Genomic DNA, 13,490 nt, shown 5'->3' with positions numbered 1-13,490 from the left:
GATGAATCCATGATGGATTTCGAAAGTTTCGAAGCGCAGGCACTGGCAAGACCGCTCAGTCAGACGGAAAAGGCCGCAGCCGTGCTGCTTGCCATGGGTAAATCCGTGGCCGGTAAACTGTTGAAATTCTTCACGCAGAGCGAATTGCAGTCCATCATCGCCGCAGCGCAGTCGCTGCGCGCCATCCCTCCCCACGAGCTCGAGGCGCTGGTCAACGAGTTCGAGGATCTGTTCACCGAAGGCGCTGGCCTGATGGACAACGCCAAGGCGATGGAGAGCATTCTCGAAGAAGGCCTGACCCCGGACGAGGTCGATGGCCTGCTTGGGCGGCGCGCCACCTTCCAGTCCTACGAAGCAAGCATCTGGGATCGGCTGCAGGAATGCGATCCGGTCGCCGTTGCCCAGTTGCTCGCCAAGGAGCATCCGCAGACGATCGCCTACGTTCTCTCGATGATGCCTTCGAGCTTCGGCGCCAAGGTGCTGCTGCAGCTATCGGACAGGCAGCGGCCGGACGTTCTCAACCGCGCCGTCAACATGAAGAATGTCAGCCCGAAGGCGGCGTCGATCATCGAGACGCGCGTCATCGAGATGATCGGCGAGATGGAGGCGGAGCGCAATTCGCCCGGCCCGGCGAAGATCGCCGAGGTGATGAACGAGCTCGAGAAGAAGCAGGTGGATACGCTGCTCGCCTCGCTGGAAACGATCAACACCGATTCCGCCAAGAAGGTCCGGCCGAAGATCTTCCTCTTCGACGATATCCTCTACATGCCGCAGAGAAGCCGGGTGCAGCTTTTCAACGATGTCTCGACCGACGTCATCACCATGGCGCTCAGGGGTTCGGCGCCGGAACTGCGCGAATCGATCCTCGCGTCCGTCGGTGCACGCCAGCGGCGCATGATCGAATCGGACCTTGCAGTCGGCGATGCCGGCATCAACCCGCGCGATATCGCCATCGCCAGGCGTTCGATCACGCAGGAAGCGATTCGCCTCGCGGCGAGCGGACAGTTGGAGCTCAAGGAAAAGGAATCGGAAGCCGCCTAGCGCCAGGTTGCTCCCCGACGCCAGGTCGCGTCGGCAAGATTCCACGACTGCTTTAATTTCTGTTGAGCCGGCCGTCTTCTTGGCGTCCGGCTCTTGCGCATAAAACCCGCGCGGTCCACGACAGAGGCAGTGGAGCACGCTGGCGCCGGTAGATCGGCGCGGAGCCGGCGAAGCACGGGCCGCGAACCGGACGCCGCTCCTTGCGAGAATGGGAGCTTCCTGTTTCATGTCGGAAGATCAGGACAAGGACAGTAAAACCGAAGCACCATCGGAGAAAAAACTGTCCGATGCGACGGAAAAGGGCAATGTCCCCTTTTCTCGTGAAGTGACGGCCTTCGCCTCGACGCTCGCGGTCTACATCTTCATCGTGTTTTTTCTCTCTGAGGGCGCGGCCAGCACGGCCGAGGCTCTCAAGGACATATTCGAGCAACCGGAAGCCTGGCGCCTCGAAACGGCAACGGATGCCGTCGGGTTGATCTCGCACGTCGTCCTGAAGTCTGCGGGGCTGGTTCTTCCGATTTTCCTGCTGCTGATCATCTTCGGCGTCGGGTCGTCGATCTTCCAGAACCTACCGCGTCCGGTGCTCGACCGGATCATGCCGAAGATGAACCGCGTGTCGCCGATAGCAGGCTTCAAGCGCATTTACGGCATCCCGGGGCTGGTGGAATTCGCCAAGTCGCTGTTCAAGATCATCGTCGTGTCGATCATTGTCGTCGTGGTCTTGTGGAACGACTATTTCGCCACGCTCGATCTGATGTTTTCAGATCCGGTGACGATCTTCGCGACGATGACCTCCGATCTCAAGCAGATCGTCACCGTCGTGCTGCTTGCCACGGCGGCACTGGCGATCGTCGATCTCTTCTGGACCCGTCATCATTGGTACACGGAACTGAGGATGACGAAGCAGGAGGTGAAGGAGGAATTGAAGCAGTCGCAGGGCGATCCGATCGTCAAGGCGCGGCTGCGGTCCATGCAGCGGGACCGGGCCCGCAAGCGCATGATCGGCTCGGTGCCCCGCGCCACTCTGGTGATCGCCAACCCGACGCACTATGCGGTCGCGCTGCGCTACGTGCGCGAAGAGAACGACGCGCCCGTCGTCGTCGCCATGGGGCAGGATCTCGTCGCCCTGAAGATCCGCGAGATCGCAGAAAAAAACGGCATTCCGGTCTTCGAGGATCCGCCGCTCGCGCGCTCCATGTTTGCACAAGTCTCGGTGGATAGTGTCATTCCACCGGTGTTTTACAAGGCAGTCGCCGAACTCATTCACCGGGTTTACGCAGCTCAGCCGCAACAAAAACGGGTGACATGATCTTGAAGAAGTGCGAATTCTCCGAAAAACGCGAAAAACTAGTGGCAGAGGCGATTCGTCCGGTAGCGACAGAACTGCGCCTGATCGACGCCGCGGACTTCATCGCACTCCTGCGGTTCGAGTCCTATGCGAGCCTCGCCGATCTCGTGGAATCGGCGGCGGAACTCTATTTCCTGCCGGGCACCGTGAATTTCGGCCTTGGCGGCAACTACAATCTCGACTGGAACAGTCGCCCCGAAATCATTCTGGACCTGGAGTTGAAGCCCCGCGGCGTAACGGTCTATGCACGGCTCGTGCTGGCCGGGGAGGCGGCCGGCATCGAGATCAGCCACATCAACTTCCAGCATCCCTCGACCGATCCGGACGAGAATACCGCCTTCCTCGCCAGGAGCCTGGAAGAGGCGAGATTCGTCAAATCCTACCCTCTGCGGCTCGCAAGCTGACCAGTTTGGAGCGGTTGGGGTCCCCCCCTCATCCCGCTGCCGCGACCTTCTCCCCGCATGCGGGGAAAAGGGGCAAGCTGCGCGCTCGTAGTCCCCTCTCCCCGTCCTGACGGGGAGAGATAGGTGAGGGGAAACCGACCTGAGAACAGGCGTTAACTTATGTAACCGAGGCGTATCGCCTTGGCGATCGCCTGGATGCGGTTGACGGAATCGAGTTTCGTCGTGGCGGCGCCGAGATACGCATTCACGGTGTGGACCGAAAGTCCCATCTTTTCGGCGATCTCCTCGCTAATATAGCCGTCGCCCGCCATCTGCAGACAGGCGATCTCGCGGTCGCTGAGGCTCTCGCCCTTGAACAGTCGTCTTTCGTCCGCGGCCAGCATGTCGATCATGACCTGCGCGCAACGCCCGTGCAGGTCGAGGATCTGCTCGGCCGGCGCATCGATGTAGCTGCCGGCAAAGACCACACAGCCGTTGCCCTGCGCGCCGAGCCGTATCGGGAAGGCGATACCCGAATAGGAGAGCTTCCGCCCCTTGAGCCGGTGCGAGAACAGCGCCATGTCGGGGACGTCGGCGGCCTGATGCTCTCCCTGGCCGTCCCACAGCACCGCCAGCGGAGAACGATCGAGGTGCTGGAGCAACTCCTCGCCATAGACCTTCAAGAGTTCGTGCGCATTCGCTTCGGACGCGGCACCCCAATTGTGCAGGACGCAGGTGAGCTTGCGCGTCGTCGGCATACCCCTTCCATTGACGCGCAGAACCGCGAAGTTCTTCGCGTTGATCTGCCGCTGCATGACCTGCAGCCGCGTCACCAGCGTCGCCGCGCGCGCCGCACGCGCGCTTCGGCCGAGGCGGACATGGTCCGAGCGACCCTCCGAATCCAGGTGCACCATCGTCTCGCTCCTATACCAGATTGTGGCGGACGGCGTGGGCGATGGCCTCCGACCTGGTGCGCGTTGCGGTCTTTCGCATGACGCTGGTGATGTAGTTGTTGATCGTGTTGCGGGAAATGCCGAGGATCACGGCCATCTCCTCGCTCGTCTTGCCTTCGGCGATCCAGAACAGGCATTCGAGCTCGCGCTCGGTGAGTTCGAAGTCCCTGTCGTGCCTGACCCCGGCATCGGCCTTGAAACTCGCGAGATAGCTTGCCAGCACGGCAATATCGCGCAGTCCCTCCTGGGACAGGATGACGTCCTCGGGGAACAGCAGCATCATCGAGAAACGGGACCGACCGACATTGAACGTGACGGAGCAATAGGAGCGGTTGACGCCGCGCGGCAGATCGATGTCGTCCGGCAGGGCCTGGAAGCAAGGCTGCAGCGCGGTCAGGCACTTTTCCAATTCGGTCGTCTTCGCGTTCAGACCGATGACGATGCTTGAAAGGCGCCGCACGACGTCGAAGGGCCAATCGGAACACAGAACGAAATCAAGCCCTCCGTCCTGCGAGAGATCGTGGCGAGCCAGAAGGTAGTGCGTTGCTCCGACATATTCGGTCAGGATAGCCAGCCCGTTGGCGAGACTGCTGCGCTCGGCAGCTTCCCCGAGCTTTCGTATCAGCTGTTCCCGCGATATGCCGCGACTACTCATGCGCGGCGCGGCGGTCTGCAAAGACCAGGCCGCGCCAGTCGGTGAAATCTCCATTACTTTCAGCCCCCGTGCCGGATTCGACGCCCCTGGAACACTCGCCCTGCCGACAGACAGCCAATCAAAGCCGGCATTCCCCGTGCGCAGACCAGGGCACGAATCAATATCTAAACTGTACATCTCCGCCCCTAAAAAGACACGGTGATTGCGGCGCGATTTGCTTGCGCAGCTTTGAGTAGAGTGGCCGCTCTCCTGCGGATTTTCGTCACAATCGCCACCGCAGCCCCATGCGCTGTTCTGTCAACGCATGCCGGTGTTTTTTATGGCTTTTTTGCCAATCGTCAGTTCCGAATCCGGTGCCGGCTGAGGCGTCAGAGACACGCCTAAGGAGTGGCTGCGGCCACTTTCCGACGACTTTCTGCGCCTTCAAAGCCGCGAGCACCCCGAATATTGCCGAGCGAACTTTACTTTCGAATGACGCATGTTGCTAAAATGCACCAAGTTCCACGCACTGGGATGGCAGCAGTGACCTGTATAGATGCAAAGATGATCCAAACTTTATTTGGACTCTCGGAAGTTATATATCCAAGAAATGAGCACTGGAGAAACAACCGTCAGTCGACAAACAGGGAAAAGAGGGCAGCGTCGGTCTTTCCGAATCTAAAATCGTTAAAATTTTCTTTAAAAGTTTCGATCCAGCCCCTCCCCTAGACTCGTCCGGTCGGCTTGGATTCTTGCGTGGATTGGGTGCCGGCACAGCCACGGCGTGTTTGACTCAGGCACTATTTCGATCGGTGTGACAAATCATCAGACGATCGCAGCGGTGCGCAGCGAACCTGGTACCTGCCCGGCAAAATGCAAAAACCCCGCCAGTGTGGCGGGGTTTCCTGTCAGAGGCTTCTCTCGAACGATTTCAGGCGGCGCGGTCAAGCGACCATTTGCGGAGGATTTTTGCGGCGCGCTCCTCGCTGATCTCCACCATGCGGGCGAGCCGGCGCTCGGGGCCTTCCTTGACGCGGCGATTGAAGCCACTGCTGTCGTCGCCGAGATTGAGCAGGTCGTCCGTGCTGTCGAAGCCGAAGTCGGAACCGAAGCCTTCCATGAGGGCACCTCCCGCGGCGCCAGCGGCGGCCGGAGAGAAATCCGGCAGTTCGAGCCCGGCGCCCTCGCCTTCGAGTTGACCCGACCGGCCGCCAAAGCCCATCTGGCGGGCCAGGGGCCGCATACCCAGCCAGACGACCAGGAAGGCGACGACGATGAAGGCCAGCGAGTTGATGATGCCGCCGAGATTGCGCGTCAGCATTTCCATGACGCCCGGCCCGGTCACCGGCTGGTCGAGCAATTGCGTATCGACGAAATCCATTGCGTTCAGCGTGACGACGTCACCGCGGCTCGGATCGACGCCGGCAGCGGACGCGACGATCTTCTGCATGTCCTGGAGATAGGCGTCGATCTTTACCTGATCGGCCGTCTCGCCCACCATGGCCGCCAGGCGACCTCGGTTGACGACGACGGCAATCGACAGCCGCTCGATCGAATAGCTGTTCTTGACGGTCGCGATCGTCTTGCTGTTGATCTCGTAGTTCGTCTGCTCTTCCTTTTTCTCTGCCTCGTCGCTCGACTGCTGGCCTGCACCGCCACGCGGCGCCGCCTGAGGCACGTTCTGCTGCACGGTGGCGGCATTGTCCGGCTGCTGCTGGCTGGACTTCTGCTCTTCCTTGATCACGCGCGTCGAGCGCTCGACCCGCGATTCGGGGTCGAAGACGGTCTCCTGGATCTGCTGGGCATCGGTGTTGAGCGAGGCCGTGACACTGGTGCGGAAATTGTCCATGCCGAGGAACGGCGCGAGTGCGTTGTCGATCTTCTTCTCGAGATCGGTCTGAACGTTCTGCACCACGCCGAGCGACTGATTGAGGGCGCTGCTTGCCGGGTCGTCGCCGGAAGCAAGAAGCTGGCCGGTCGAATCGAGAATGGTGACGTCGTCGACATCGAGACCCGGGACGGACGAAGCAACGAGATGACGGATGGACGAGGCGGCGCCCCGGCCGACCGTCGCGCTCGCGCGAATCATCACCGATGCGGTCGGCGTCTGCTCGGCCTTGCGGAAGCTGCCCCGCTCGGGCATGACGATATGGACACGGGCCGCCGCGATGCCGGAGATCTGCTGGATGGTGCGGGCAATCTCGCCCTCCAATGCACGAACGCGCGTAACCTCCTGCATGAAGGAGGTGAGCCCGAGCGAGCCGACATTGTCGAAAAGTTCGTAACCGGCATTGGCGCTGCTCGGCAGGCCGCGTTCGGCCAGGAGCAGGCGAGCCTTGCCGGTCATGCCGACCGGCACCTGGATGCTGCCGCCATCCGCACCGACCTCGAAGTTGAGATTCGCCTCGGCAAGCGCAATGCTGATCTGGGTGACATCGCTGCGTTCGAGGCCCACATAGAGCGTTTCAAAGGCCGGCTTGTTGACGTAGACGGCAGCGCCGAGAACGAAGCCGATTGCGACGATGCCGGCCACCGCGAGTGCTATCAGCTTGCTCTGCCCGAGATTGCTCAGGTTTTTCGTGAACGTCGAGAATTGATCGAACAGATTCATTCTGTTTCCGCACCCAGTATCGCATGGCACCCTTGCCGGTACTCGACGGCATCATGCGAAGATCCAACATTCTGGTAAGCCAGTATCGATATGCGCGAATCTACCCAGCCCCGGAAGCGAAGCTAGGCGGCGAAACTTGCGCGAACTTGACGAAAACAGTCTCTGGCGATCTCCCGGCGGGTTGCCGGCGGCGCGTCATCTCACAGGGATCCAGCAGCGCCGCGTCTGCGGCGCGGAAGAGTCACTTCAGCCCAAGCACTTGGGCTGAATGGATTCCTGTGAATGAGGGTCGAGAGGAAGCCTTGCCATGCCCCACCGACAAACGCAGTAGCCTACTGTTGTGTACGGTGGCGTCTGATAAGACGTATGGCACTGTAGTGTCAGAACGCCTCGAAATCGCCCGCGGCTTTCGTGAGCGGCTGCGAGTGGCCGTGGCGCAACAGGCCGCTGCCGAGCGCCTTCTTCATGTCGGCAAGCTTGATCAGGTTGACGGCCGTCGAGATATCGACGAGGCACGTGTCGGGGATCGATGCGGTGATCGTGTCGATGAATTCGGCAAGCCCGCGGGTTTTCTGGACCGCAAGGTCGACGCCCTGGAGCACCATCATCTTGTCGGCCGGATCGGTCGCGGACGCAGCACGGCCGCTCCAGAGCTGCGGCTCGATGCGCTCGATGAGATAAGCGACGTCATGGAGCTCCGTGACGATGCGCATCAGCACTTCCGGCAGCGATTCTTCCGCGTGAGGCATGTAGCTCTGGTGATCGGTCTGCATCTTTTTTCTCACGTGGTCTTGAAGGAAACTCTTGCAGCCCCGCTGGGCGGCTCGCGCGCGATCAGAAGAACTCGATCGAGCTTTCCACCGGCTTCGGCGCGGGCGCCGGCCGCTGGTCCTGATGGATGGCGCGTTGGGCTTCCACACCAGTCAGGGCGTACTGCCGGGCACGGCCTGTCACAGGCCAGTATTCCAGCTTGCGGCCATGTTCTCCACCGGTGCTCTCGCCGACAATGCGGATGCCTTCGTCAAGCAAGAACTCTCGGGCGAAGGCCGCGTTCTGCTCGCCGACATTCGAGAACCGTGCGATCGTCTTTGCTCCGCCGAAAATCTTCGCCTCGAGGCGATCGCGGCGCGCGCCCTGCTTCAAGAGACCGTTGATCAGCAGTTCCATGAGATGCACGCCGTAGCGCGTCGCATCACCCGCCGATGTCGGCGACGTCGACGAGCCCGGCAGCAGGAAGTGGTTCATGCCGCCGACGCCCGCCACCGGGTCGCGCATGCAGGCGGCCACACAGGAGCCGAGAATGGTCGAGAGAACGACATCCGGATCGTTGACGACCTTGAACTCGCCCTGGATGACATGCACACGCCTGCCGGCGGCCTCCAGCATCATTTCAGTGCCCCGAATACGGCCTCGATCGCTGCCTTCATCTTTTCGATGGTGAACGGCTTGGCGAGAACGTTGTTGGCACCGAGCGCGGCGGCCTTCTGGACCAGCGCCCGGTCGCCCTGAGCGGTCAGAATGATGAAGGCCGCCTTTTTGGTGTTCGGGTTGGAGCGAACCGCCTGCAGCAACCCGAGACCGTCCATCTTCGGCATGTTGAAGTCCGAGATGACCAGGTGGTGCGGGTTTTGCGCCATGATCTTCATGCCCTGCTCCCCGTCGCCGGCGGCAGTGATCTGCTTGAAGCCGAGTTGCTGCAGGGCATCGCCCAGGAGCAGGCGGCTTGTGACCTGATCGTCGACGATCAGAACCTTAATCTTTTCGGCGATGGACATTATTCGCTTCCTTCCTTCCGGGCTGCTGCCGTCTTCAATATCTCCTCCCCGATCGATCCGAGGGGGAGCTGCGTTTCGACAGCACCCAATTCATGGGCCACTCTGGGCATTCCGTAGACGACACAAGTCTTTTCGTTTTGTCCGAAGGTGCGCGCCCCGGCGTGCCGCATCTTGAGGAGACCGGCCGCGCCGTCGCGCCCCATGCCGGTCAGAATCACACCGATTGCATTGCGCCCCGCCAGTTCGGCGACCGAATCGAACAGGACGTCGACCGATGGGCGGTGTCCGTTGACGGGCTCCCGGTCAATCAGCCTGCAGCATGGCGCCGAGGCATTGGCGACCTGCAGGTGCCGGTCGCCGCCGGGCGCCAGATAGACCTTGCCGACTTCGAGCCGGGCGCCGTCGGTCGCCTCCAGGACGCTCGGCGCGCAGAGCCGGTTCAGCCGCTCGGAAAAGCTCTTGGTGAACGTGTGCGGCATATGCTGGGTGATCACCGTCGGCGGGCAATTCGCCGGGAACTTTTGCAGGACCGCGATCAGGGCCTCCACACCGCCGGTCGAGGCGCCGATCGCGATGATCTTGCGGCCGGCTCTATAATCGGAGACTGTCCCCACGGCCGGGGCGGATGCCGCCCGGTTGCTGGTGATCATCGATTTGCGCTGCGAGCGCGCGGCCGCCTTGACCTTTTCGACCAGCCCGCCGAACGGATTCGGATCGCCGGGATGCGGCTTGCCGACACAATCGAAGGCACCGATTTCGAGGGCGGCGATCGTTGCCTCGGCGCCCTTGTGGGTCAGCGTCGAGACCATGATCACCGGCATGGGCCTGAGCCGCATGATCTTATCGAGGAACTCGAGGCCGTTCATGTTCGGCATCTCGATGTCGAGTGTGATGACATCGGGATCGAGCTGTTTGATGGCCTGGCGCGCCTCGAGCGCATCGGCTGCCTGGCCGACGACCTTTACCTCCGGATCGGCGTTGAGCACGGCGGAGATGAGGCCCCGCATTGTGGGCGAGTCGTCGACGACGAGAACGCGGGCGGGAGCGTTCATGCCCGACCTCCATGAAATTTGCCGGTGTGGCGATAGGTGGTGACGCCGATGTTGTCGAAGATCGCTTTGGCATCCCCCGAGACGCGCTCCGAGTGGCCGATGTAAAGATGTCCGCCCGTATCGAGCATGCCTGCGAACCGCGACCAGATCTTCATCTGCGTCGGCTCGTCGAAGTAAATCACGACGTTGCGGCAGAAGATCACATCGAAAGGCCCCTTGACGGGCCATTGCGCCATGAGGTTGAGCTCGTTGAAGGTGATCAGCCGCTTGACGCGGTCATCGATCTGCCACTTGCCGCGACCGCCGATCTCGGTCTCGCGGAACCACTGCTTGCGCATGGCGGGGCTTACCGTTTCGAGCGCGGTCGCGTCATAGGCGCCGGCCCGGGCAAGCGCGAGGATCTTCGGATCGATGTCGGTTGCGAGAATGCGGAAATCATAGTCGGCGGCGTTCGGCAGCAGCGACAGCACCGTCAGCGCGATCGAATAGGGCTCCTGACCGTCCGAACAGGCCGCCGACCAGATACGGACCCGGCCACCGTTCTTCGCCCGGGCGATCAGGCCCGGCAGGACATCCGTCTTCAGGTGCTCGAAATGATGGTTTTCGCGAAAGAAGCGGGTGAAGTTCGTCGTCAGGTGCGAGAGCATGTCGCGGCGCGCTGCGGCGCCGGCCGGCGAGGCGACGAGCTGGCAATAGTCGCGGAAGCCCTTGAGGCCGAGATTGCGGATGTGTTTCGACAGCCGTGAATAGACCAGCGATGCCTTGGATTCATTCAGATAGATGCCGGCATCCGCATAGATCATCGCCGCGATGTCGGTAAGGTCGCGACGCGTCAGCGGATATTCGCCGGCCGCAAGGCATTCGTCCGGCGACAGCTTCTGCTCGAAAGTGGCCTGGACTCTCATGCTGCTTCCCTTTCCTCTTGCGGGAAGACCGAGTCGAGTTCGACGAGGCAGATCATCCGCCCCTCCACCGCCAGGACGCCACGGGCAAAACTCCTTTCGAAGTCCGATGCAATATCCGGGGTCGGCTGGATGTCGGCATCCGAAACGGTCAGAATGTCGGAGACGGCATCGACCAGAAGCCCCACCACCTGGCTCTTCACCTGGGCGACGATGATCACATGGCGAACCGTCGGCTCGGCCGGCTTCATGCCGAGGCGCGCCGAAAAGTCGATGATCGGCAGCACCGCGCCCCGCAGGTTGATGACGCCAAGCATGTAGTTCGGCGCGTGCGGCATCGCGGTCGCGGGCGTCCAGCCGCGAATTTCGCGGACCGCCATGATGTTGACGCAGTATTCCTGGCCGCCGACGCGGAAAGCGATCAGCTCCCGTCCGCCAGTCGTCAGATTTTTTGCGGCATAGGTCATAGGTATTATCCGGCTGCAGCAAGGGACATTTCGGGTTTCAGGGAGTGCCCGCGCGAGGCGCCGACGATCGCATCGACATCGAGGATGAGCGCCACGCGCCCGTCGCCGAGAATGGTCGCCGCCGCAATGCCCGGAACATGGGTGTAGTTCGCCTCGAGGCTCTTGATCACCACCTGGCGCTGGCCCTGGATGGCATCGACCATCAAAGCGCGCTGGCCACCGCCTTCGGACTCGACGAGCAGCGCCACGCCTTCGACCGGATTGGCCTGGATGGCGCGGAAGTTCAGGATGCGGCCGACATCGACCAGCGGGCAGAAGGAGTTGCGGATCGAGATCAGTCGCTGGGCGGCACCGAAGCTGTGAATCGCCGAAGCCTCGGGCTGAAGCGTTTCGACGATCGCCGTCAGAGGCACGACGAGCGTCTGGTTGGCAACCGTCACCACCATGCCGTCGAGGACGGCGAGCGTCAGCGGCAGGCTCATCGTAAAGACGGAGCCCTGCCCCGGCTTCGACGAGATATTGATACGTCCGCCAAGCGCCTGGATCGAGCGCTTGACGACGTCCATGCCGACGCCGCGACCGGATATGTCGGAGATCTTGTCGGCGGTCGAGAATCCGGCATGGAAGATCAGATTGTCGATTTCCTCGTCCGAGAGGTTTGCGTCGGCGGCGATCAGATCGTTGTCGATCGCCTTTTGCCGGACCTTCTCGCGGTTGATGCCAGCACCGTCGTCGGCAAGTTCGATGACGATGCGGCCGGAACGGTGTTTCGCCGTCAGCCGCACCGTGCCTTCCGGGTTCTTGCCGGCGGCGACGCGCTTTTCCGGCGTTTCGAGGCCGTGGTCGACCGCATTGCGGATCATGTGGGTGAGCGGCTCGGCAAGCTTGTCGATGACGGTCTTGTCGACCTCCGTGTTCTCGCCCTCGGTGACAAGGCGCACCGACTTGCCAGTCATGTCAGCGATTTCGCGCACGATACGCGACATGCGCTGGAAGACTGGCTTCACCGGCTGCGCGCGGATCGCCATGACGCTGTCCTGGATCTCGCGGGTGAGCTGCTGCAGCTCCTCGAGCCCCATATTGATCGACGAGGTGCCGTTCGTATCGTTCTCGATGACGCTCTGCGACAGCATCGCCTGGTTGATGACGAGCTCGCCGACCAGGTTGATCAGGCGATCGACGCGATCGAGATCGACGCGGATCGTCGGGGTGGCGGCGGAGGCCGCCGCCTGCTGTGCAGCCGCCTGTGCCGCAGAGGCGGAGGCCGCACTCCTGGTGCTCTCGGCGGGCGTGCGTGCGGCCTTGGCCATCTGCAGGACGTTGCTCGCGGTCGCCGCGGCGGATACGGCCTCGTCGCGAACCGCGCGCTGCTGGGTGGCAAGCTGCTCATCATCGTCGGCCGCGCCGGTCGAGGCGGGCACCTCTTCATCGAGCAGCGACAGGTCGAAAGGAACGGGCTGCATCGGCAGTTCGTCGCCCGCGCCGGCGTGATCGCCGCCAGCCAGCGTCACGTCGAGCTCGCAATCCCATTCGGCGAACTCAAACACGGAGCGGATCGCGTCTTCGCCCTTGTCGGTCTTCAGCGAAATCTTCCAGGCGAAATAGGCCGCCTCCGGATTCATGCTGCCGAGCGCCGGCAGTTCGTCCATGTCGCAATGGATGCTCATCTCGCCGAGGCGCGAGAGATCGCGCAGCAGCAGCGTCGCGTCGTTGCCCTTGGCATAGAGTTCAGACTTCGGCCTGAAGAGGACCTCAAAGGTCGTCGGCTCGATCGCCGGAGGCTCGCTCGCCTCGAAGTCGTCGAACGAGAAGGCAACCGGCTGGAAGCCTTCCTCGTTCACGGCCGCTGCGGGTGCCGGCGCCGGTACCGGCGTGGCAGCCGGCGCTTGCTTTGCGACCGGCTCGGCAACGGCCGTCTGCGGCAATTCACCATTGGCGAGCGCCTCGAGTTCCTTGATCAGCTGCCGGCTGCGCACCTCGTCGACGCTGCCGCCGTCCCGGGCGGCATTGGTAAGATCGGCAAGCACGTCCGCCGATTTCAGCATGACCTTGAGGACGTCCTGATTGGGTTCAAGCCGGTTGGATCGAACGCAATCGAGTGTCGTCTCGAACACATGCGCGAAGGAGACGAGGTCGTCCAGCCCGAACGCACCGGCGCCACCCTTGATCGAGTGGACCGCGCGGAAGACGGCATTGACCGTTTCGGGATCGCGGTCGCCATCGTTGAGCTTCAGGAGACCCGACTCCAGTTCCGCGAGCTGCTCCTCGCATTCCTGGAAGAAAATCTCTTTGATTTCGTTCATATCCATTGGAGGCTACCCTCG

Annotated in this window: 13 protein-coding genes; 3 read left to right on the top strand and 10 right to left on the bottom strand. The window is 62.1% G+C overall.

Annotated features, from left to right (window positions below; genetic code table 11):
* Positions 1–9 precede the first annotated feature (9 nt).
* The 3 genes from fliG to USDA257_RS01480 all read left to right on the top strand — a co-directional run bounded on the left by fliG (position 10) and on the right by USDA257_RS01480 (position 2,793).
* A complete protein-coding gene (gene fliG, locus USDA257_RS01490; protein WP_014761091.1) occupies positions 10–1,041 on the top strand; it encodes a flagellar motor switch protein FliG in 1,032 nt (343 codons plus the stop codon).
* A 226-nt stretch (positions 1,042–1,267) separates the two neighbouring features.
* Positions 1,268–2,350 (top strand): flagellar biosynthesis protein FlhB, encoded by a 1,083-nt coding sequence (flhB, locus tag USDA257_RS01485; protein ID WP_014761090.1) that lies wholly within the window; start codon positions 1,268–1,270, stop codon positions 2,348–2,350.
* Positions 2,347–2,793, top strand: coding sequence for a hypothetical protein (locus USDA257_RS01480; RefSeq protein ID WP_041413791.1), 447 nt, complete (start codon positions 2,347–2,349; stop codon positions 2,791–2,793). The genes flhB and USDA257_RS01480 overlap by 4 nt, the downstream gene beginning before the upstream one ends.
* Positions 2,794–2,945: 152 nt before the next feature.
* On the opposite strand, the gene visR is transcribed toward USDA257_RS01480, so the two are convergent.
* The 10 genes from visR to USDA257_RS01430 form a co-directional block, all read right to left on the bottom strand.
* Positions 2,946–3,686, bottom strand: a complete 741-nt coding sequence (gene visR, locus USDA257_RS01475) for a transcriptional regulator VisR (RefSeq protein ID WP_014761088.1) — start codon at positions 3,684–3,686, stop codon at positions 2,946–2,948.
* Between the two features lie 10 nt (positions 3,687–3,696).
* Positions 3,697–4,434, bottom strand: coding sequence for a transcriptional regulator VisN (visN, locus tag USDA257_RS01470; RefSeq protein ID WP_041413788.1), 738 nt, complete (start codon positions 4,432–4,434; stop codon positions 3,697–3,699).
* Positions 4,435–5,290: 856 nt separating this feature from the next.
* Complete coding sequence (fliF, locus tag USDA257_RS01465) at positions 5,291–6,970, bottom strand: flagellar basal-body MS-ring/collar protein FliF (RefSeq protein WP_014761086.1); 1,680 nt, start codon at positions 6,968–6,970, stop codon at positions 5,291–5,293.
* Between the two features lie 380 nt (positions 6,971–7,350).
* Positions 7,351–7,743 (bottom strand): chemotaxis protein CheT, encoded by a 393-nt coding sequence (gene cheT / locus USDA257_RS01460; protein WP_014761085.1) that lies wholly within the window; start codon positions 7,741–7,743, stop codon positions 7,351–7,353.
* Between the two features lie 61 nt (positions 7,744–7,804).
* Positions 7,805–8,359 carry a chemoreceptor glutamine deamidase CheD gene (gene cheD, locus USDA257_RS01455; protein ID WP_014761084.1) on the bottom strand — a complete coding sequence of 185 codons (555 nt, stop codon included), beginning with the start codon at positions 8,357–8,359 and terminating at the stop codon, positions 7,805–7,807.
* Positions 8,356–8,745 (bottom strand): response regulator, encoded by a 390-nt coding sequence (locus USDA257_RS01450; RefSeq protein WP_012706841.1) that lies wholly within the window; start codon positions 8,743–8,745, stop codon positions 8,356–8,358. Before USDA257_RS01450 ends, cheD begins: the two co-directional genes overlap by 4 nt.
* Positions 8,745–9,797 carry a protein-glutamate O-methylesterase CheB gene (gene cheB, locus USDA257_RS01445; protein ID WP_014761083.1) on the bottom strand — a complete coding sequence of 351 codons (1,053 nt, stop codon included), beginning with the start codon at positions 9,795–9,797 and terminating at the stop codon, positions 8,745–8,747. The genes USDA257_RS01450 and cheB overlap by 1 nt, the downstream gene beginning before the upstream one ends.
* Positions 9,794–10,702, bottom strand: a complete 909-nt coding sequence (cheR, locus tag USDA257_RS01440) for a protein-glutamate O-methyltransferase CheR (protein ID WP_014761082.1) — start codon at positions 10,700–10,702, stop codon at positions 9,794–9,796. The genes cheB and cheR overlap by 4 nt, the downstream gene beginning before the upstream one ends.
* Positions 10,699–11,166, bottom strand: coding sequence for a chemotaxis protein CheW (locus USDA257_RS01435; protein WP_014761081.1), 468 nt, complete (start codon positions 11,164–11,166; stop codon positions 10,699–10,701). Before USDA257_RS01435 ends, cheR begins: the two co-directional genes overlap by 4 nt.
* A 5-nt stretch (positions 11,167–11,171) precedes the next feature.
* Complete coding sequence (locus tag USDA257_RS01430; RefSeq protein ID WP_014761080.1) at positions 11,172–13,475, bottom strand: chemotaxis protein CheA; 2,304 nt, start codon at positions 13,473–13,475, stop codon at positions 11,172–11,174.
* Positions 13,476–13,490 lie beyond the last annotated feature (15 nt).

The organism is Sinorhizobium fredii USDA 257 (genome assembly GCF_000265205.3).
Classification (GTDB): domain Bacteria; phylum Pseudomonadota; class Alphaproteobacteria; order Rhizobiales; family Rhizobiaceae; genus Sinorhizobium; species Sinorhizobium fredii_B.
The sequence above is the reverse complement of the archived record's forward strand: the minus strand, read 5'-3'. Positions and strand labels throughout refer to the sequence as shown.

Excerpts from the sequence above, each read along its gene's own strand:
- fliG (WP_014761091.1), top strand. The coding sequence starts at position 10 with ATGATGGATTTCGAAAGTTTCGAAGCGCAGGCACTGGCAAGACCGCTC.
- flhB (WP_014761090.1), top strand. The coding sequence starts at position 1,268 with ATGTCGGAAGATCAGGACAAGGACAGTAAAACCGAAGCACCATCGGAG.
- USDA257_RS01480 (WP_041413791.1), top strand. The coding sequence starts at position 2,347 with ATGATCTTGAAGAAGTGCGAATTCTCCGAAAAACGCGAAAAACTAGTG.
- visR (WP_014761088.1), bottom strand. The coding sequence starts at position 3,686 with ATGGTGCACCTGGATTCGGAGGGTCGCTCGGACCATGTCCGCCTCGGC.
- visN (WP_041413788.1), bottom strand. The coding sequence starts at position 4,434 with ATGGAGATTTCACCGACTGGCGCGGCCTGGTCTTTGCAGACCGCCGCG.
- fliF (WP_014761086.1), bottom strand. The coding sequence starts at position 6,970 with ATGAATCTGTTCGATCAATTCTCGACGTTCACGAAAAACCTGAGCAAT.
- cheT (WP_014761085.1), bottom strand. The coding sequence starts at position 7,743 with ATGCAGACCGATCACCAGAGCTACATGCCTCACGCGGAAGAATCGCTG.
- cheD (WP_014761084.1), bottom strand. The coding sequence starts at position 8,359 with ATGATGCTGGAGGCCGCCGGCAGGCGTGTGCATGTCATCCAGGGCGAG.
- USDA257_RS01450 (WP_012706841.1), bottom strand. The coding sequence starts at position 8,745 with ATGTCCATCGCCGAAAAGATTAAGGTTCTGATCGTCGACGATCAGGTC.
- cheB (WP_014761083.1), bottom strand. The coding sequence starts at position 9,797 with ATGAACGCTCCCGCCCGCGTTCTCGTCGTCGACGACTCGCCCACAATG.
- cheR (WP_014761082.1), bottom strand. The coding sequence starts at position 10,702 with ATGAGAGTCCAGGCCACTTTCGAGCAGAAGCTGTCGCCGGACGAATGC.
- USDA257_RS01435 (WP_014761081.1), bottom strand. The coding sequence starts at position 11,166 with ATGACCTATGCCGCAAAAAATCTGACGACTGGCGGACGGGAGCTGATC.
- USDA257_RS01430 (WP_014761080.1), bottom strand. The coding sequence starts at position 13,475 with ATGGATATGAACGAAATCAAAGAGATTTTCTTCCAGGAATGCGAGGAG.